Source organism: Streptomyces sp. NPDC002889 (assembly GCF_042888425.1).
Lineage (GTDB): Bacteria > Actinomycetota > Actinomycetes > Streptomycetales > Streptomycetaceae > Streptomyces.
Genome location: NZ_JBIAPT010000012.1, coordinates 200,357 through 217,925, shown reverse-complemented (window position 1 = coordinate 217,925; position 17,569 = coordinate 200,357). Strand labels below are relative to the sequence as shown.

Here is a 17,569-nt window from a genome sequence, read left to right as displayed (position 1 = left end):
TCTTGTTCAAGTCGTGGCAATGCAGGTCCAGCCTGCGCGATCCTCCCACCCCGTCCCCACCTTGAATACGCCCGTGGACCTTGATCGGTTCCATCCGGCGCCCGACGGCACCCGAAAGGGTGGTCGCCCCTGCTTCCGAACACCGCCCGGATGCAGCCGGACACTGCCGGAGGTCGCCCCGCTGCGGCGCGCAGCCGCCGCAGCGGGGCGCATCACCCCCGCCTACGCGTATTGCGCGCGCAGCCTCGCCCCGGCCTCGGCCGGGGCGCCGACATGGTCGAGCCCGAGCAGCGCCGCCCCCAGCACCGGTGGAGCCGTCACGACGTCCACGACGGCCTTGGGCGCCCTGGTCGCCAGCAACGCGCGGACCCGCTCGTCGAGTTCCGGATGCCGGGCCGCCAGCACGCTGCCGCCGAGCAGCACCGGTACCTCCTCGTCGAGGAGGTCCAGGCGCGCCAGCGCGACCCTGGACAGCGCCACGACCTCCTCCGCCAGCCGGTGCACCAGAGCACGTGCGACCGGATCGCCCTGCGCGCTCGTCGCGAACAGCACGGGCGACAGCTCGTGCTTGCGCACCGAGGGGATACGGCCGAGGTGCAGTGCCTCGATCAGCGCGTACATCGAATCCAGGCCGAAGTGCGCGGGCAGCGCCGACATCAGAGCCGTCGGCTCTCCCCGCCCGTCCTCGGCCCGCGCCGCGAACCACAGCGCCTCCTCGGCGAGACCCGCGCCGCCGCCCCAGTCCCCGGAGAGCTTTCCGATCGCGGGGAAGCGGGCGGTACGGCCGTCCGGCAGCATGCCCACGCAGTTGATTCCGGCGCCGCACACCACGGCCACACCCCGTGGCTCGTCCACTCCCGCGCGCAGGATCGCGAAGGTGTCGTTGCGCACCTCGGTCGTACGCCCCCATCCGCGGGCGTGCAGCGCCGCGGTCAACTCCTCCTCCTCCACCGGAAGATCGGCGTTGGCCAGACAGGCCGAGACATGCTCGACGCTGTCGGCCCCCTCGCCGTCCGCCCCTGCCTTCGCCAGAGCCTCCCCGACCGTGGACGCGAGGATGTCCAGCGCCGCCTCCACACCCACTTTCGGCGGCTGGAAGCCGGGCCCGCGACTCGACGCGAGCACGGACCCGTCGGCGCCCACGAAGGCCACATCGGTCTTGCTGTTGCCCGCGTCGATGGCGAGGACTGTCGCGCCGGGGCAGCGGGGTGTCCTCGCGGAAGGCCCGGGGCTGCGGCGCGTCCCCGCGGAAGGCCCGGTCACGCCCACGCGAGGTGCTCCCGGTTGTGCGCGACCAGCTGGTCGGTGAGCTTCTCGGCGTACTCGTACTGGCCGATCAGCGGGTGCGAGAGCAGGGCCTTGAAGACCCGGTCGCGGCCGCCGCGCAGCGCGGCCTCAAGCGCCAGTTCCTCGTACGCCGTCACCTGAGCGATCAACCCCGTGTACAACGGGTCCAGTTCGGCGACCGGAAGCGGCCTGGCCCCGCTGCCGTCCACCCGGGCCTGCACCTCGATGACCGCCTCGTCCGGCAGGAACGCCAGCGTGCCCCTGTTGTAGGTGTTCACGACCTGCACCGCACTGCCGCCGTCGCCGAGCAGCGCGGCCGCGAGATCCACCGCGGCCTCCGAGTAGAACGCGCCGCCGCGCCTGGCCAGCAGCTCCGGCTTGGTGTCGAGCGACGGGTCGCCGTACATCCGCAGCAGTTGCCTCTCCATCTCGGCCACCTCCGCGGCCCGGGACGGCTTGGTCCTCAGCTCCCGCACCACCGCGTCGTGGGCGTAGAAGTAGCGCAGGTAGTACGAGGGGACGACGCCGAGCCGGTCGAGCACCGCGTGGGGCAGGCGCAGATCGTCGGCGATCGCGTCGCCGTGTTCGGCCAGCAGCTTCGGCAGCAGATCGGCACCCTCGGGGCCGCCCAGTCGCACACCTGTCTCCCAGGTGAGGTGGTTGAGGCCCACATGGTTCAGATGCACATCGGAGGGAGCCACATCGAGGAGTGCCGCGAACTTGCGCTGCAACCCGATGGCCACATTGCACAGCCCGACCGCCTTGTGCCCGGCCTGCAGCAGTGCCCGCGTCACGATGCCGACCGGATTGGTGAAGTCGATGATCCATGCGTCGGGATTCGAACGCCGCACCCGCTCGGCGATGTCGAGCACCACCGGCACGGTGCGCAGCGCCTTTGCCAGTCCGCCGGCGCCAGTCGTCTCCTGCCCGACGCAGCCGCACTCCAGCGGCCAGGTCTCGTCCTGCTCGCGGGCAGCTTGTCCGCCGACCCGCAGCTGGAGCAGCACGGCGTCGGCGTCCGCGACGCCGGCGTCCAGGTCCGAGGTGGTGACGATCCTCCCGTCGTGACCCTGCTTGGCGAAGATCCGCCGGGCAAGGCCCCCGACCAGCTCCAGCCGTTCGGCCGCCGGGTCGATGAGGACCAGCTCACCGACGGGCAGCGTGTCGCGCAACCGCGCGAAGCCGTCGATCAGTTCGGGGGTGTAGGTGGAGCCGCCCCCCACCACAGCGAGTTTCATAGGTGACTAGCCCTTCACTCCGGTCAGCGTGACGCCCTCGATGAAGGCCTTTTGCGCAAAGAAGAAGACCACGATCACCGGCGCCGTGATCAGCAACGTGGCTGCCATGGTCAGGTTCCAGTCGGTCTGATGGGCGCCTTTGAAGGACTCCAGGCCGTAGCTCAGGGTCCAGGCGGCCGGGTTCTCGGAGGCGTAGATCTGGGGGCCGAAGTAGTCGTTCCAGCAGTAGAAGAAGTGGAACAGGGCCACGGCGGCGATGGCCGGCTTCGCCATCGGCAGCACGATCCGCACCATCGTGCGGAACTCGCCGCAGCCGTCGATCCTGGCCGCCTCCGTGTACTCCTTCGGGATGGTCAGCAGGAACTGCCCCAGCAGGAAGATCGTGAACGCGTTGCCGAAGGCGAACGGGACGATCAGCGGCCACAGTGTGCCCGCGAGGTCCAGCTGCTTCGCCCAGAACAGGTACATCGGTACGACGACCACCTGGGGCGGCAGCATCATCATCGCGATGACCAGCATCATCGCCGGATTGCGGCCGCGGAAGCGGAACTTCGCGAGCGCGTACGCCACCGGGATGCTGGACCCCACCGCCAGCACCGTGCCCAGCCCCGCGTACAGCAGCGTGTTGCGCCACCAGGTCAGAAAGCCCGGGGTGTTCCATACGGTGGCGAAGTTGCCCCACTCCCACGTACGCGGCCACAGATCGCGGGTGAGCGCCTGGTCGTCGCTCATCACCGCGGTCAGGAACACGAACACGAACGGCAGCAGGAAGAACAGCGCGGCGGCGATCGCCAGCGCGTGGACGGCGATCCACTCCAGGGCCGCACGCCGCCTGGCGGCTTGCCGGGCCGGGTGGTTCTCGTTACGGGGGGCCGTCGGGGTGGCCGGCCGATACGCGGCCGGGGTCGTGGTCGTCATGGCTCAGTCCTCCGCAGACATGAAGCCGGAGCGCCGTCGCATCAGAAGCGCCGTGAACGCCATGGCCAGGGCGAACAGCACCAGGGCCACCACACAGGCCGCACCGGTGTCGAACCGCTGGAAGCCGAGGTTGTAGACGATCTGCGGGACGGTGAGCGTGGTCCTGTCCGGATAGCCGGGCTCGAACTGCTGGCCCGAGCCTCCGATCACCCCGCTCGCGACCTTCGCGGCGACCAGCGGTTCGGTGTAGTACTGCATCGTCGCGATCACACCGGTGATCACGGCGAACAGCACGATGGGCGAGATGTTCGGCAGGGTGACGAAGCGGAACCGCTGCCAGGGACCCGCACCGTCCAGCTCCGCCGCCTCGTACTGCTCCTTCGGCACATCGAGGAGCGCCGCCATGAAGATCACCATCAGATCGCCGATGCCCCACAGCGCGAGCAGCGTCAGCGAGGGCTTGGACCAGGCGGGGTCGGTGAACCAGCCGGGCGCGGGCAGCCCGATCGCTTCCAGAATCGTGTTCGCCGGCCCCGTCCCGGGGTTGAGCAGAAAGACGAACGCCATGGTCGCCGCGACCGGCGGGGCCAGATAGGGCAGGTAGAAGAAGGTCCGGAACAGCCCGGCCGCCGTCCTGATCCTGGTGATCAGCAACCCGATGCCGATCCCGAACAGGACCCGCAGCGACACCATGACCGCCACCAGCCACAGGGTGTTGCGCAGGGCGGGCCAGAAGAACGGATAGTCGTTGAAGACGTACGACCAGTTCTTCAGGCCCACCCAGGTCGGCGGGGCGAACCCGTCGTACTTCATGAAGGAGAAGTAGACGGTCGAGATCAGCGGGTAGGCGAAGAAGACACCGAACCCGATCAGCCAGGGTGAGAGAAACGCGAGGGTGCGCAGCGTCGATCTGCGGTGCCTGGCCCGCAGCCCGGGAGGGACGGGGCGGAGGGGGCTGCCCGGGTGGCCGGGGTGGACGGCGGTCATCAGCGCGCCTGCTCGTTGTCCTTGTCGACCTGCGCGTCGGTCTTCCTCAGCCCGGCGTCGAGGTCCTTCTCACGATCGGACTCGTAGCGCACCCCCAGGTCCTGGGCGGTGAGCAGGAACGCGCCGCCGTTGACGGAGGACGGGGCGTGCGCGCTCTTCGGGTGCTGCGCGATGTCCACGAAGGTCCGGTACAGCGGGTCGTTGTTGAGTTTCGGCGACGTGAGCGCGGCCACCGTGGAGGGCACGTTGTGGATGGCGTTGGCGAAGGAGACGACCGCGTCGGTGTCGGTGGAGAGGTACTTCACCAGCTCCCAGGCCGCGTTCTGCTTCTTGCTGACCTGGGCGATGCCGAGGACGGTGCCGGACAGGTAGCCCTTGCCGTACTCCGCCACCTGGTCGTCCGGGACGGGGAGGGGAGCCGCGCCGATCTCGAACGGCAGCCTGGCGTCCGAGGCCATCTTGCCGCGCCACTCGCCGTCGAGCTGCATGGCGACCTGGCCGGTGTGGAAGGGGTGCTTGGGCCCCCACTCGTCACCGAGGCCGGTACGGAACCTCTCCAGCTTCCGGAAACCGCCGAGCTTGCCGACCAGGTTCTTCTGCCAGGCGAACAGGGCCTTGGAGGCCGGGTCCTTCGCCAGGTTCGACTTCCCCGAACCGTCGAAGTACCGCACGCCGAACTGCGCGGCATAGTGTTCGAACGTGGTCTCGTAGCCCTGGAAGTTCGGCATGAAGCCGAGCTGCTCGTAGCCGTCGGCCGTGGGCCTGGTGAGCTTCTTCGCGACCTCGTCGAACTCCGAGAACGTCTTGGGCGGGGTGGTGATCCCGGCCGCGGCGAACGCCTTCTTGTTGTAGTAGAGGCCGTACGCGTCACCCAGCAGCGGCACCGCGCAGCGCTTGCCGTCGTGCTCGGTGTACTTGGCCATCTGCGGCAGGAAGGTCGTCGCCGGGTCGATCCCGGACCTGCCCAGGAAGGGCCCCAGATCCGCCAGAGCGCTGGTGGCGCAGAACCGGCCGACATTGTCGGTGGTGAAGGACGAGACGACGTCCGGAGCATTCGAACCGCCCGCGCGCAGGGCCTGGTTGAGCTTGTCGTCCGTGATGCCCTTGACGATCCTGACCTTGATGTTGGGGTGCTTGTCCTCGAAGGCCCTGATGTTCGCCTCGATGGCCTTCACCTCACCGGGCGCGCTCCAGCCGTGCCAGAAGGTCAGCGTCGTGTTCGCCTTCGGATCGTCCGTGGCGCCGCTGCCGGCCGAACCGGTGCAGGCCGGGACGAGAAGGGACAGGGCGGCCGTCGCCGCGAGCGCGGCAGCCGTGGTCCGGCGGTTTCTGGGCATGGCGGTGTCTCCCTTGGACAGGACGGAGGTCTGGGAAGGGGGGAGGGAGGAGCGGCGCTGTTCGGCGGGAGGCGTCGGATCTGCGGCAGGTGCCGGTTCGGCGGGAGCTTTCGGCTCAGCGGGAGGTGTCGAACACTTCGTCGCGGGTGGTTGCCAGCGCACTTTCCAGCGCTCCGCGCAGCACCGGATGCCTGCGTACGGAGCCGAGCACCAACCGGGGCCGGGAGGCGGCGAGTTCGGTGAGCTCCGCCTGTACGCGGTCCCGAAGCGGCTCCCCGCCGGCCGCGATCACCTCGCCGGACAGGACGACCAGCTCCGGGTCGAGCACGGCGACCATGGACGCCAGACCGGTCGCGAGCCCGGTCGCGTAGGCGTCCAGCAGTTGCCGGTACGGCCCCGAATCGGCCTCGGCGGCCCGGCTGACCAGTGCGGTGGCGACCTCGGCGTGCGGGCCGTGGCCGATGCTCCCCACTCCGAGCTCCCGGGCCAGCCGGGGCAGCGCCTGTGCACCGGCCAGCTCCTGGAAGCCGCCGCTGTTCGCCCTGGTCACCTGGCGCACCAGCGGGGTGCCGGGCACGGGCAGGAAGCCGACCTCGCCGGCACCGCCGGTGAAGCCGCGGTGCAGCCTGCCGCCGATGACGAGAGCGGCACCGAGGCCCTCCTCGTTCCACAGCAGCACGAAGTTCTCGTGGCCGTGGGCGGCACCCAGGCGCTGCTCTGCGACGGCGACGAGGTTGACGTCGTTCTCGTACTCGACCGGCATCGGCAGGGCCGCGGCCAGCTCGTCGAGCAGGGCGGGGGAGTGCCAGCCGGGCAGATGCGAGGCGTACCGCAGCCGGCCGGTGGACGGGTCGAAGGCGCCGGGTGTGCCGATGACGAGACGGTGCACCTCCGCGCGGGTCACCCCGGCGGCCTTCACCGCGCCGTCGAGCGCGTCCGTGACCTGCCGTACGACGCTGTCGGCGCGCCGCCTCGGGGTGGCGAGCTCGAACTCGCCGACGGTCGCACCGGTGATGTCGGCGACGGCGGCGCGGATGCGCTGCGGTGTGACGTCGAGACCGGCGGCGTAGGCGGCGCTCGCGTTGACGGCGTAGAGCTGGGCGCCGGGCCCGGGCCGCCCCTCGGTGGTGCCGGTGACGACGACGAGGCCTGCGGCCTCCAGCCGGGCGAGCAGCTGGGAGGCAGTGGGCTTGGACAGCCCGGTGAGCTTGCCGATCCGGGTGCGGGACAGCGGTCCGTGCTCGAGCAGCAGATCGAGTGCGGCACGGTCGTTCATGGCGCGCAGTACGCGGGGGGTACCGGGCGTGGTTCCGGCCACGGCGGTTGCACCTGCCTTTCGACCAGCACTGTTAGGAAAGTTTCCTATTCTGTAGGAGGAAAGTAGGCCGGACGTAGGGGGCCCGTCAATGGCAAACGCCCCCCGGGCAACCAAAGCGTTACCTGGGGGGCGTCGCGGGCGGGCGTGCGCCCAAGCGGTCGAATCGATCGAGGGATCAGGGGGCCGAAGGAGCGAAGGGATCAAGGGATGCCGCGGCGCCTGCCGGGAACGATCCCTCCTTCCGCCGATCACTTGGCGAGGGGCGCCGGCGGAGCTATCGGGGAGGCCGCCACGGACTGCGGCGATGTCACCGAGGCGTAGGCCGACGGAGCCGCCATCCCGGCTGTCGGGTCCGGTGCGGACTCCTCCGCCTGCTGCGGCAGCCCGCCGACGATACGGATGCCCTCCGCGTCGAACGCACGCTTGATCCGCCACCGCAGCTCCCGCTCGACGCCGAGCGCCTTGCCAGGCATCGTTTTCGCCGCGACCCGGAAGGTCATCGAGTCCAGCAGTACCTCGGTCAGCCCCAGCACCTCGACCGGGCCCCACAGCTGCTCGTTCCAGGGGTGAGCCTCCGCCAGGTCCTCCGCGACCTGGCCGATCACCGCGCTGACACGGTCCAGGTCCTCCGAGGAGCGGACCGTGACATCGACCGCCGACGTCGCCCAGCCCTGGCTGAGGTTGCCGATCCGCTTGATCTCGCCGTTGCGCACGTACCAGATCTCGCCGTTGTCGCCGCGCAGCTTGGTCACCCGCAGGCCCACCTCGATCACCTCGCCGGAGGCGACGCCCGCGTCGATCGAGTCCCCGACGCCGTACTGGTCCTCCATGATCATGAAGACCCCGGAGAGGAAGTCGGTGACGAGATTGCGCGCACCGAAACCGATCGCGACACCCGCCACGCCCGCGGAGGCCAGCAGTGGCGCCAGATCGATCTTGAACGCGCCGAGGATCATCAGACCCGCGGTCCCGAGGATCAGGAACGACGCGATCGAGCGCAGTACGGAACCGATGGCCTCCGACCGCTGGCGCCGCCGCTCGGCATTGACCAGCAGGCCGCCCAGCGCCGTGCCCTGCACCGCCTGGGCCGAGCGGTTCATCCGCTCGATCAGCTTCGTCAGCGCCCGGCGCACCAGCATGCGCAGCACCAGCGCGATCACCAGGATCAGCGCGATGCGCAGCGAGGTGTTCAGCCAGGTGGACCAGTTCTCCTCCACCCAGCCGGCGGCGTCGCCGGCCTGCTTGGCCGCCTCGTCGAGGGTGACGGGCGCGGGCGACGGATCGGCGTCCGCGGCGCCTGAGGACCAGAACGCGGTCACAGGGGAAACCTCCAGGCTTGCGTCGGTTGACCAACCACCCTAACGGGGCCGCCGGTGTCATCCGGCGCGCTCGTCCCCGGGAGAGACAAGGCTCACCCCCCGGATGAAAGGGGCGAAAGCCCTGTGGTGGAAAACACCTCGAGCCCGTTACCCGCACGTGGTGGCGCTCGGACCGGCCATGAGGAGAAACTGAAGACAGATCGTCCCGGCGCGAGCCACGCGCCGCCGGCGTACAAGGAGGCATCCACGTGCCGCACGTCCTGGTTCTCAACGCGTCGTACGAGCCGCTCGGCGTCGTACCGCTCCGCCGCGCGCTCGTCCTCGTTCTGGAGAACAAGGCTCTCTGCCTCGAGGAATCCGGCGCCTTCATGCACAGCGCGACCCGTGTTGTCGCCGCACCCAGCGTGGTCCGGCTCAAGCGGTTCGTGCGGGTCCCCTACCGGGGGCCCGTTCCTCTCACCCGCAAAGCGCTCTTCGCCCGCGACGGCGGGCGCTGTATGTACTGCGGTGGCGTCGCAACCAGCGTCGACCATGTCATTCCGCGCAGCCGCGGGGGACAGCACGTCTGGGACAACGTGGTGGCGGCCTGCCGCCGCTGCAACCATGTCAAGGCCGACCGGCATCTGCGCGAGCTGGGCTGGCGCCTGCACCAACAGCCGGCCCCGCCGAGCGGGCTCGCGTGGCGCATCATCGGGACCGGACATAGGGACCCGCGCTGGCTGCCATACCTGCAGCCGTACGGCGCGGACGACGCGATGGCCCGGATCGACGGCATCTCCGCCTGAGGTCCGCGGGCCATTTTTTGTGGCTCGGTTCCCCCCGCCCCGGCGGGGGAACGTCCACCCCTTCGGGTCACCCGCTGTGAGCCCGTGCCCGGGCGCCCGGCCGGCCCGCGGGGCAGGTGTGCCGGGGCGCGGCGGCCGTGCGCTCAGTCCGCGACCGCGTACGCCTCGACCGAGAAGAGCGAGTAGCCGAACGCGGTCGCCCGCTCGTCGCACTGGATACGGATGAAGCGGGTGTCCTTCGCGTCCATCCGGATCGCCTCGCGGCCGCCCGCGCCATGAGCGGCCGTCGCCGCCGTCCGCCAGATGCGGCCGTCGGCCGAGACCTGGACGCGGTACCGCTTCGCGTACGCGTCCTGCCAGTGCAGCACCACCTGGCCCACGCGGGACGGTCGCTCCAGTTCCAGCTGCCACCAGGCGTCGGGGCCGACGGGTGAGGACCAGCGCGTCCGCGGGTCGGCGTCGAGCGCCGCTCCGGCCGGGAAATCCGGGGTCTCGTCGGCGGACGAGGAGGCCCGGGCCCCCGCCGTGCGCCCCAGATCCTTACCGGTCGTACGCGGATAGGCGCGCACCGTCAGTGTGCTCTCCTGGCCGGCGAACGAGAACGGCACCTCGTACTCACCCGCAGGGGTGTCCGCCGGCACGGTGACCTCCACCGGAACCGTCGTCTCGAGCCCTCGCGGCACCGTGGTCTCCTCGGGCACCTCCACCTCGATACCGGCCGGCGCCTTCGCCTTGAGCGCGCCGCGCACCTCGCCGGGACGCTGCGCGGTCAGCCGTACGCCCGCCTTCTGCGGTGCGCCGCCGATCTCCGCGCTGGTCTCCGGACGGACGAGGTCGAGCCCGGCCGCCGGCTCGTCCGCGAACCAGGGCACCACGGAGCGCACCGGCAGCGGGGCATGCGGGCCGGTGCCCGCCGGGGCGATCCGCAGCGCGTCCACCCGCAGCCCCTTGGCGTCGGTCTGGGTCCAGCCGCTCGCCGCCAGCGGGGCGAGCTCCCGCCAGCCCTCCCCGGGGACGTGCGCTTCGAGCCGTCCGGCCGGGCCGGCCGAGCCCGTCGGCCCGCCCAGGGGATCGGTCATCGCGGTGACCGCGGTGACGGGCCGGGGCCGGTCCAGCCACACGGTGTCCTTGCCCGCCTTCGCCCGGTCGGCGCCCGTCCAGATCTGCGACTCCTTCACCACGCGGTCCAGGAACGGGGTCAGCACGCCCTTGCCGACGGTGGCCCGGCTCGCCCGCAGACCGGCCCGCAGCGGCTCCAGGGCAAGTGACGCGCGCCAGGCCGCGGCGCCGTCGCCGCGGCCCTGTGCCTGCAGCATGTCGACCGCCAGCTCCCCGGCCCTGCCGTAGCGCACCAACTGCTCCAGCCACGGCTCCACTTCGCCGACGAGCCGGCCGTCCGCCGTCTCCTTCAGCCGCTGCGGTGCCTGGCGCATCACGGTGAAGGCGGCGCGCAGCCCGGCCGCGGCCCGGTCCCGGGCCCTGGTGTCCGTCGTGGTGCGCGAGCGCCAGAAGTCGTCCAGCAGGGGCCGCAGATAGGCCGACTCGTGGTCGGGGTCGAGGATCGACGAGGAGTCGTTGCCGGCCAGGGCGCGCAGCGCCTCACGGGCCTCGGGGTCGCCGCCGGACAGGTCGTCCAGTGCGGCCTGCCAGGACTGCTGGGGGAGGTAACCCCTCGGGTTCCAGGCGTAGTCGGCGGCGGTGAACAGCGGGATGCGGGAGGCCGACGCCTGCTCCATCGCGTTGGCGAGCAGGGCGGCCGAGCCGCTGGCCACCGCGGGCTCCCGGCCCGTGTAGGGGCCGAGGAAGATCCGGTCCTGCGCGTAGTCGTTGACCGGATAGTTGTCCATGGTGACGAGCGGGTGGGCGAACGCGTCCCGTGCGTCGGCCAGTTCCCGCCCGGTGATGGTGCGCGGCACCACGCCGACCCCGGTCCACGCCACCTTGACCCGGCCGTCCAGTTCCTCGGCGAGCGCCCGCCGGTAGTCGGTGGCACCTTCCTGGTAGAACTCGGTCGGCATCAGGGAAAGCGGCTCCGCCTGCGGGTGCCGCTCCGCCAGGTGGCGGGCCACGGCGTCCGCCACGCGCGCCTGCGCCCGGGCCGCGGCTTCGGGGCCCGAGCCGAAGGCGTCCGCGTCCTTGCCGCAGTGCCATTCGCTGTAGCTGACGTCCTGGAACTGCAGCTGGAAGGCGCGCGCACCCAGCGCCCACATCGCGTCGATCTTGCGGGTCAGCGCTTTGATGTCGTCGTCGTCGGCCAGACACATCGACTGCGCGGGCGCGACGGCCCAGGCGAGGGTGACATGGTTGCGGCGCGCGCGCTCGGCGAGTTCCCGGAACTCGGCGCGCTGCGCCGCCGGGTACGGCTCGCGCCAGCGCGCCTGACGGAACAGGTCGTCACCGGGTGCGTACAGATAGCGGTTCTGCTTGGTGCGTCCCATGAAGTCGAGCTGCGCCAGGCGCTGCTCGTGGTCCCACGGCTGTCCGTAGAAACCCTCCGTCGTGCCGCGTACGGCGGTACCCGGCCAGTCGCGTACCGCGACGCCGGCGACGGACTTCCCGTCGATCAGCTGCCGCAGTGTCTGCACACCGTGGAAGAGGCCGTCCTCGCCGACGCCGTCGATCGCGACCGTGTCACGGCCCGCGACCTTGCCCACAGCGAGCCGGTAGCCGCCGGCGGGCAGATCGGCGCGCTCGGGTACGCGCAGGGCGCGCAGTGCCTCTGCCGCGCTGCCGCCGCCGATGCGCAGCACCGGGCCGCGGCCGGGCAGCGCGGGGTGCACGGTCCGGACTCCGGCCTCCCGCAGCAGCTCCTCGACCAGCCCGACCGCGTACGGATCGGCCGCGGGATCGGCGACGACGGTCGCCTCGTCGCCGAGCTGTACGGGGCCGCCCGCGGCCTTCAGCGACTGCGGACGCGGCCAGACAGCCGGCAGTCCGTTCGTGCCTTCGGGATCCTGCGCGGATCCCGCGGGGGAGCCGGGCTCCTGGGGGGCTGCGGCCGCGCCGTGTGCGCCGCCGAGCAGGCTGCCGATGACGGCGATCGAGACGGCTGCCGCTGTTCGCCTTCTGCCCCCGAGCCGCACGCCCGTCTCCCCTCGGTCTCCCTTGACGTTCCGGTCGGTTTCGAGCCCACCACCCCCACTACGAGGGTGTCAATGCGCGTGGCCGTTGTGCGCCTTTTGCCTGGCGTGGTGGATGATCGGAGCCAACTGTCGCACAGGGAACGCAACGTGATGCGGAACACGTTGACCGATCGTGCAGGTCTGCCGTCGTGCCCGCTGGGTAGGGCTGCTGTGACCCCTCACATCCGCTTGGAGTGATAACCGTGGCCGCATCCGCACACCTGCTGCTCTCCGCCCTGTCGCAGCACACGCATTCCGCACAGATCCAGGCAGTACAGGCCCAGTCCGGGCACGTCCTGTCCAAACAGACCCCGGGCCCGTCCGATACGGGCCGGGGCCCGGCCGGCCGGGCCCCGGCGGCGTCCGGACCGGTGCCCGGTGGCTGGCCTCTGGCCCATGAGGCTTCCCTGACCGGCGAGCCTTCGCTCGGCTACGACGCCCCGCTCACCAGCGAGCCCCCGCTCGCCCACGCCGCCCCGCTCACCAGCGAGCCGCCGCTCGCCGACATCGCGCCCCTCACCAGCGAGCCGACCGCCTCCGGCACGGCCGGCGGCTCGGAGCTGCCAGGGGCCTGAAGGAGTCCGCATGGGCCTTGCCCGGCTCGCCGCGCTGCACGGAGTCGCCACCGAGTTCGAACCGTCCGAGGGCGTCACCGTTCCGGTGGCCGACGCCACCGTCGTCCGCGTGCTCGCCGCCCTCGGCGTGGACGCGTCCACGCCGCAGGCGGTCCGTGCCGCCCTGGACCGTGCCGACAGGGCCGCCGCAGGGCTGCTGCTGCCGCCGGCGGTGGTCGCCTGGGGCGGCCCTGAAGGCTCCGCCGCCGTGCTCCCGCAGGCGCTGGCGGAGCTGCCCGACGGCACGGCCCTGCGGGTTGCCACCGAGCAGGGCGCCAGGATCTCCTGGAGCGCCCCGGACCATTCGGCAGGCTGGGCGCAACTGCCTCTCGGCGTCCACCGGTTGACTGCCTCGGTGCCGGGCGGGCGGACCCTGGAGGTGACCCTCGTCGTCGCCCCCGGCCGGGCGCCGCGGCCCCAGGGGCGTTCGCACGGCTTCCTGGTGCAGCTCTACTCCCTGCTGTCCGCCCGTTCCTGGGGCATGGGCGACCTCGGTGACCTCGCGGAACTCGCCACCTGGTCCGGCCGCGGTCTCGGGGTGTCCTTCGTACAGGTGAATCCGCTGCACGCTGCCGTGCCGGGCGCGCCCACCGATCCTTCGCCGTACCGCCCTTCGTCGCGGCGCTTCCCCGATCCGGTGCACCTGCGCATCGAGGACATCCCCGAGTACGCGTACGCGCAGGGGCCGGTCCGGCAGCGGCTGCAGGAGCTGCGCGACAAGGGATCCCAGCTGCGCGAATCCGTCCTGGACAAGGGTGAGTTGATCGACCGGGACGCCGTGTGGACGCTCAAGCGCGAGGCGTTGGAGCTCGTGCACCGCGTCCCGCTCGGCCCGGGCCGCCGCGCCGCCTACTGCGACTTCCTGGCCGAGCAGGGCAGGGCCCTGGAGGACCACGCGACCTGGTGCGCGCTCGCCGAGGTGCACGGCCCCGAGTGGCACAGCTGGCCCGCCGCGCTGCGTGATCCCCGTTCGCCGGAGACCGCCCGCGCCAGAAGCGGGCTGATGGACCGCATCGACTTCCACAGCAGGCTCGCCTGGCTGACCGACGAGCAGCTGGCCGCCGCCGGGCGGGCGGCGCGCGAGGCCGGTATGGGCGTCGGAATCGTCCACGACCTCGCCGTCGGAGTGCATCCGGGCGGCGCCGACACCTGGGCGCAGGGCGACGCCTTCGCCGCGGGGATGTCCATCGGCGCGCCGCCCGACGCGTTCAACGCACGCGGGCAGGACTGGGGTCTGCCGCCGTGGCGCCCCGATGTGCTCGCCGCATCCGGCTACGCCCCGTACCGCGGACTGCTGCGCGGCATCCTGCGCCATGCGGGGGCGCTGCGGATCGACCATGTGATGGGGCTGTTCCGGCTCTGGTGGGTGCCGCAGGGCTGTCCGCCCACCGAAGGCACGTATGTCCGCTACGACGCCGACGCGATGCTCGCGGTCCTGGCCCTGGAGGCGCACCGCGCGGGCGCGGCCGTCGTAGGGGAGGACCTCGGGACGGTCGAGCCGGGCGTGCGGGAAGCCCTGGAGAAACGGGGGGTGCTCGGCACCTCCGTGCTCTGGTTCGAGCGCGACTGGACCGGATCGGGGCGCCCGCTGCCGCCACAGGAGTGGCGCGAGGGCTGCGTGGCGACGGCCACCACCCACGATCTGCCGTCCACCGCGGCCCGGCTGACCGGCGGCCATGTGGAGCTGCGGCACCGGCTGGGGCTGCTTGCCCGCCCCCTGGAACACGAGCGGACCGAGGACAGCGCGGATGTGCGCGAGTGGCTGGACCAGCTCGCGGCCCTCGGTCTGCTGCCCGAGGGTGTGGATGACGAGGAGGGCGGGATCCGGGCGGTGTACCGCTTTCTGCTGCGTACGCCCGCGTGCATGGTCGGTATCTGGCTGCCGGACGCGCTGGGCGACCGCCGGCCGCAGAACCTGCCCGGCACCTGGGACGAGTACCCGAACTGGCGGCTGCCGGTCGCGGACGCCGCCGGGCGCCCTGTCGGCCTGGAGGAGCTGGCCGCCTCGCCCCGGCTGCACGCGCTGCTGGAGGTCTTCCCACCCCGTACGGCACCCCCGGGCGCGCGGCCGGATCAGCCGTTCGCTACGTTGGCACCGTGGACAAGAAGAACGCCTTGCGCGCCGGCGCCGTCGCGGCCGGTACGACGCTGATGATGCTGCTCATGTCGTCCCCCGCGCTCGCGCTCACGCCGGACGACGGCGACGACCCGGGTCCGGGCCTGAGCGTGATCCAGACGGTCGGTCTCTTTGTGATCGCGCCGCTCGGCCTGTTCGTGGTGATCGCCGGTCTGGTGATGGTGCTCGACAAGTCCGGGAAGCAGAGCTGACGCAGGGCTGACCTGCCGACGAGGCGCTCTGGGGTGTGCGGACACCCCAGAGCGCCTTTGTCGTGCCATGGTGCCGATCCTCCGCGGCGTGATGCCCATGTGATGCCGGCGTGATCCGCATCCCCGGCGGAGTCAAGTGGGCGCTGAACAAAGGGTCTTGCGCAACCACTACAAGTGAAGCACTATAGGTGTCGTGGTCGAGGCGCCGGTCGCCCCGGCCGGTCCTGGCGCCCAAGACAAAGAGGCTCGGCTTGCGAAAGCTCGTGTACTACATCGGTGTTTCCGTCGACGGCTTCATCGCCGGCTCCGACGGGGACGTCAGCATCTATCCCATCAGCGAGGAGTTCACCCGGTACGCCGCCACGGAGTACCCGGAGACGCTCCCCACGCACATCCGGCCGCTCCTCGGTATCGGCGACGCGCCCAACGTGCGCTTCGACACCGTGATCATGGGGCGAGCCACCTACGACCCGGCCCTCAAGGAGGACATCACCAGCCCCTACGGGCACATGCGCCAGTACGTCGTCTCCCGCAGCATCGGGCACAGCCCCGACCCCGCCGTGGAGATCGTCAGCGGCGACGTGGTCGCGAAGGTGCGGGAGCTCAAGGCGGAGGACGGGCTCGACGTCTACCTGGCCGGCGGCGGTGACCTCGCCGGGCAGCTGCGCGACGAGATCGACGAGCTGCATGTGAAGACCTACCCGCTGCTGCTCGGCTCGGGCGTTCCAATGCTCTCCGCGCCCTTCGCCGCCACCGACCTCCAGGTCACCTCCAGCCGGGTCTTCGACAACGGCCTGATCTTCACGACGTACACCAGGAAGCGGTGAGCGTCGTCGGGTCGGGCGGGCAGTGAGCCCGCACGGTGGCGACGGCCGAGGTGCCGCAGATGACCGCTCGGCCGTCCCGCGGCAGCTCTCCGGCCCGGCCGAGGGGCTCGGTGTGCCGCTGCCGGCCGACGGCGGACCGGCGCGGCGGGGCGTGAGAGAAGTGCTCGGTACGGCCCCCGCCGCCCTGTGATCGCGGCGACCCGCCGCAGGACGCGGGCGGGCGCGGGCCCGGCGCACGTCCTGGCGGCGCTGCGGAAGGCGGCGGCGGGCGGACCGGCGGGGCCACTGGGGGCCCGACGCCCCCGCGCGGGGACCGGCGGTCCAGGTCCTGTCCGGGTGGACAGGACTCAAGCGGTCTGCTTCAGCGGAACGCGTCCCCAGGGCACTGCCGCACCCTGGCGGGGGACCAGCTCCCACCACCAGGCGACCGCCGGGATGTCCAGTGGCTCGCCGCTGTCGTCGGTGGGCGTGTCCCGGAACACCGGAGGAAGGTTCGCCGGGTCGTCCGGCGTGGTGTAGCGCACGGAGCTGATGCCCCAGTCCTGGGCGCCGCGTATGAAGCTGGAGAGGCTGCGCAGATACTGCCGCAGTTGCGGGCTGCCCGTCTCCGCCAGATGCTCGCTCACCCGCATGTAGAGGCACATCACCCGGTCCCGCTGGGATATCGCGGTGTCGAGCGCCTGCCCGGTGGTGAGCCCGTGGTGCTCCTCGAGCACCCGCAGGATGTTGAGGTAAAAGCCGAGAGAGCTGCGCTCCTTGCGATGGGAGAAGATGTCGTTGTCCCACGTGATGATGAAGGACGCCATCTCGGCCACGGCGCGCACCGCCGTACGGTCGCGCTCGTGCGGCTGGAGTTCGTAGCCGTACCCCATCTCGAGCATCGGCAGCACCATCGACGTCGCGCCGTCGTACAGCCGCATCAGGGTGTAGTCGTTGAGGTCCGGTACCGTGCCCGCGCGGCGGTGGGCAGCTTCCCAGACCACGGAGAAGAAGTACTCCCGCAGCGCGTCGACCCAGCGGGCCGTCTGCCCGGCGGTGCCGTAGCGGTCCACGCGCAGGCGCAGGTCGCGTACGCCCGCGGCCAGTGGGTCGTCCAGCAGCATGGCCGCTTCCGGGTTCTGCGCGATACGAAGCAGCCGGTGCAGCAGACCTGCCAGGTCGCCAGGGCGGTGGCCCAGTTCGCCCTCCTCGCAGTGGCCGTCGTCGACGCCGAACAGCCACAGGACGAAGTCCGCGAGCAGGGAGACGACCTCCTCCCGGCCCTCCGGCAGGATCCGAGCGGAGAAGGTGCCGATGTCCTGACGGACCAGCTTGCCGCGCAGCTCGTCGGATCCGATGCGAAACGTTTCGGCCCAAGCCGCCGTCTGGACATCGATGTCCGCGTGGCATGGGTGGATCGCCGGAGGGATGGGAGAGAAGATCGGCGGAACTGTCAGGTCGGGCTCCACTACGGCCTGCCTCTCGATGCCCAGGTGCTCGGATGCCATGG

At 71.4% G+C, this 17,569-nt stretch carries 14 protein-coding genes; 5 read left to right on the top strand and 9 right to left on the bottom strand.

Annotated features, from left to right (window positions below):
- Window positions 1-222: 222 nt before the first annotated feature.
- The 7 genes from ACFYWI_RS20295 to ACFYWI_RS20265 all read right to left on the bottom strand — a co-directional run bounded on the left by ACFYWI_RS20295 (window position 223) and on the right by ACFYWI_RS20265 (window position 8,404).
- Window positions 223-1,179: an N-acetylglucosamine kinase gene (locus ACFYWI_RS20295; protein WP_389234140.1), complete on the bottom strand. Its 957-nt coding sequence runs from the start codon at window positions 1,177-1,179 to the stop codon at window positions 223-225.
- An 80-nt stretch (window positions 1,180-1,259) separates the two neighbouring features.
- Window positions 1,260-2,525, bottom strand: coding sequence for a 6-phospho-beta-glucosidase (locus ACFYWI_RS20290; protein WP_389234000.1), 1,266 nt, complete (start codon window positions 2,523-2,525; stop codon window positions 1,260-1,262).
- A 6-nt stretch (window positions 2,526-2,531) separates the two neighbouring features.
- Window positions 2,532-3,443 carry a carbohydrate ABC transporter permease gene (locus ACFYWI_RS20285; RefSeq protein WP_389233997.1) on the bottom strand — a complete coding sequence of 304 codons (912 nt, stop codon included), beginning with the start codon at window positions 3,441-3,443 and terminating at the stop codon, window positions 2,532-2,534.
- A 3-nt stretch (window positions 3,444-3,446) separates the two neighbouring features.
- Window positions 3,447-4,430, bottom strand: coding sequence for a carbohydrate ABC transporter permease (locus tag ACFYWI_RS20280; RefSeq protein ID WP_389233994.1), 984 nt, complete (start codon window positions 4,428-4,430; stop codon window positions 3,447-3,449).
- Window positions 4,430-5,767, bottom strand: a complete 1,338-nt coding sequence (locus ACFYWI_RS20275; RefSeq protein WP_389233991.1) for an ABC transporter substrate-binding protein — start codon at window positions 5,765-5,767, stop codon at window positions 4,430-4,432. Before ACFYWI_RS20275 ends, ACFYWI_RS20280 begins: the two co-directional genes overlap by 1 nt.
- 115 nt (window positions 5,768-5,882) lie before the next feature.
- A complete protein-coding gene (locus ACFYWI_RS20270) occupies window positions 5,883-7,085 on the bottom strand; it encodes an ROK family protein (protein ID WP_389233988.1) in 1,203 nt (400 codons plus the stop codon).
- A 248-nt stretch (window positions 7,086-7,333) separates the two neighbouring features.
- A complete protein-coding gene (locus ACFYWI_RS20265; RefSeq protein WP_389233985.1) occupies window positions 7,334-8,404 on the bottom strand; it encodes a mechanosensitive ion channel family protein in 1,071 nt (356 codons plus the stop codon).
- A 248-nt stretch (window positions 8,405-8,652) separates the two neighbouring features.
- Here ACFYWI_RS20265 and ACFYWI_RS20260 point away from each other — a divergent pair, with 248 nt between their 5' ends.
- Window positions 8,653-9,189: an HNH endonuclease gene (locus ACFYWI_RS20260; RefSeq protein ID WP_389233982.1), complete on the top strand. Its 537-nt coding sequence runs from the start codon at window positions 8,653-8,655 to the stop codon at window positions 9,187-9,189.
- A 143-nt stretch (window positions 9,190-9,332) separates the two neighbouring features.
- Here ACFYWI_RS20260 and ACFYWI_RS20255 read toward each other — a convergent pair whose 3' ends face one another.
- On the bottom strand, window positions 9,333-12,272 hold the full coding sequence (locus ACFYWI_RS20255) for a beta-N-acetylglucosaminidase domain-containing protein (protein WP_389233979.1): 2,940 nt from the start codon (window positions 12,270-12,272) through the stop codon (window positions 9,333-9,335).
- Between the two features lie 242 nt (window positions 12,273-12,514).
- On the opposite strand from ACFYWI_RS20255, the gene ACFYWI_RS20250 reads away from it, so the two are divergent.
- The 4 genes from ACFYWI_RS20250 to ACFYWI_RS20235 all read left to right on the top strand — a co-directional run bounded on the left by ACFYWI_RS20250 (window position 12,515) and on the right by ACFYWI_RS20235 (window position 16,080).
- On the top strand, window positions 12,515-12,886 hold the full coding sequence (locus ACFYWI_RS20250; RefSeq protein ID WP_389233976.1) for a hypothetical protein: 372 nt from the start codon (window positions 12,515-12,517) through the stop codon (window positions 12,884-12,886).
- 10 nt (window positions 12,887-12,896) lie between these two features.
- The gene (gene malQ / locus ACFYWI_RS20245) at window positions 12,897-15,077 is read left to right on the top strand and encodes a 4-alpha-glucanotransferase (protein WP_389233973.1); all 2,181 of its coding nucleotides are present in this window, start codon (window positions 12,897-12,899) and stop codon (window positions 15,075-15,077) included.
- The gene (locus ACFYWI_RS20240) at window positions 15,023-15,253 is read left to right on the top strand and encodes a hypothetical protein (protein ID WP_389233971.1); all 231 of its coding nucleotides are present in this window, start codon (window positions 15,023-15,025) and stop codon (window positions 15,251-15,253) included. The genes malQ and ACFYWI_RS20240 overlap by 55 nt, the downstream gene beginning before the upstream one ends.
- A gap of 251 nt (window positions 15,254-15,504) precedes the next feature.
- Window positions 15,505-16,080, top strand: coding sequence for a dihydrofolate reductase family protein (locus ACFYWI_RS20235; protein WP_389233968.1), 576 nt, complete (start codon window positions 15,505-15,507; stop codon window positions 16,078-16,080).
- Between the two features lie 347 nt (window positions 16,081-16,427).
- On the opposite strand, the gene ACFYWI_RS20230 is transcribed toward ACFYWI_RS20235, so the two are convergent.
- Window positions 16,428-17,567 carry a selina-4(15),7(11)-diene synthase gene (locus ACFYWI_RS20230; RefSeq protein ID WP_389233965.1) on the bottom strand — a complete coding sequence of 380 codons (1,140 nt, stop codon included), beginning with the start codon at window positions 17,565-17,567 and terminating at the stop codon, window positions 16,428-16,430.
- Window positions 17,568-17,569: the final 2 nt, after the last annotated feature.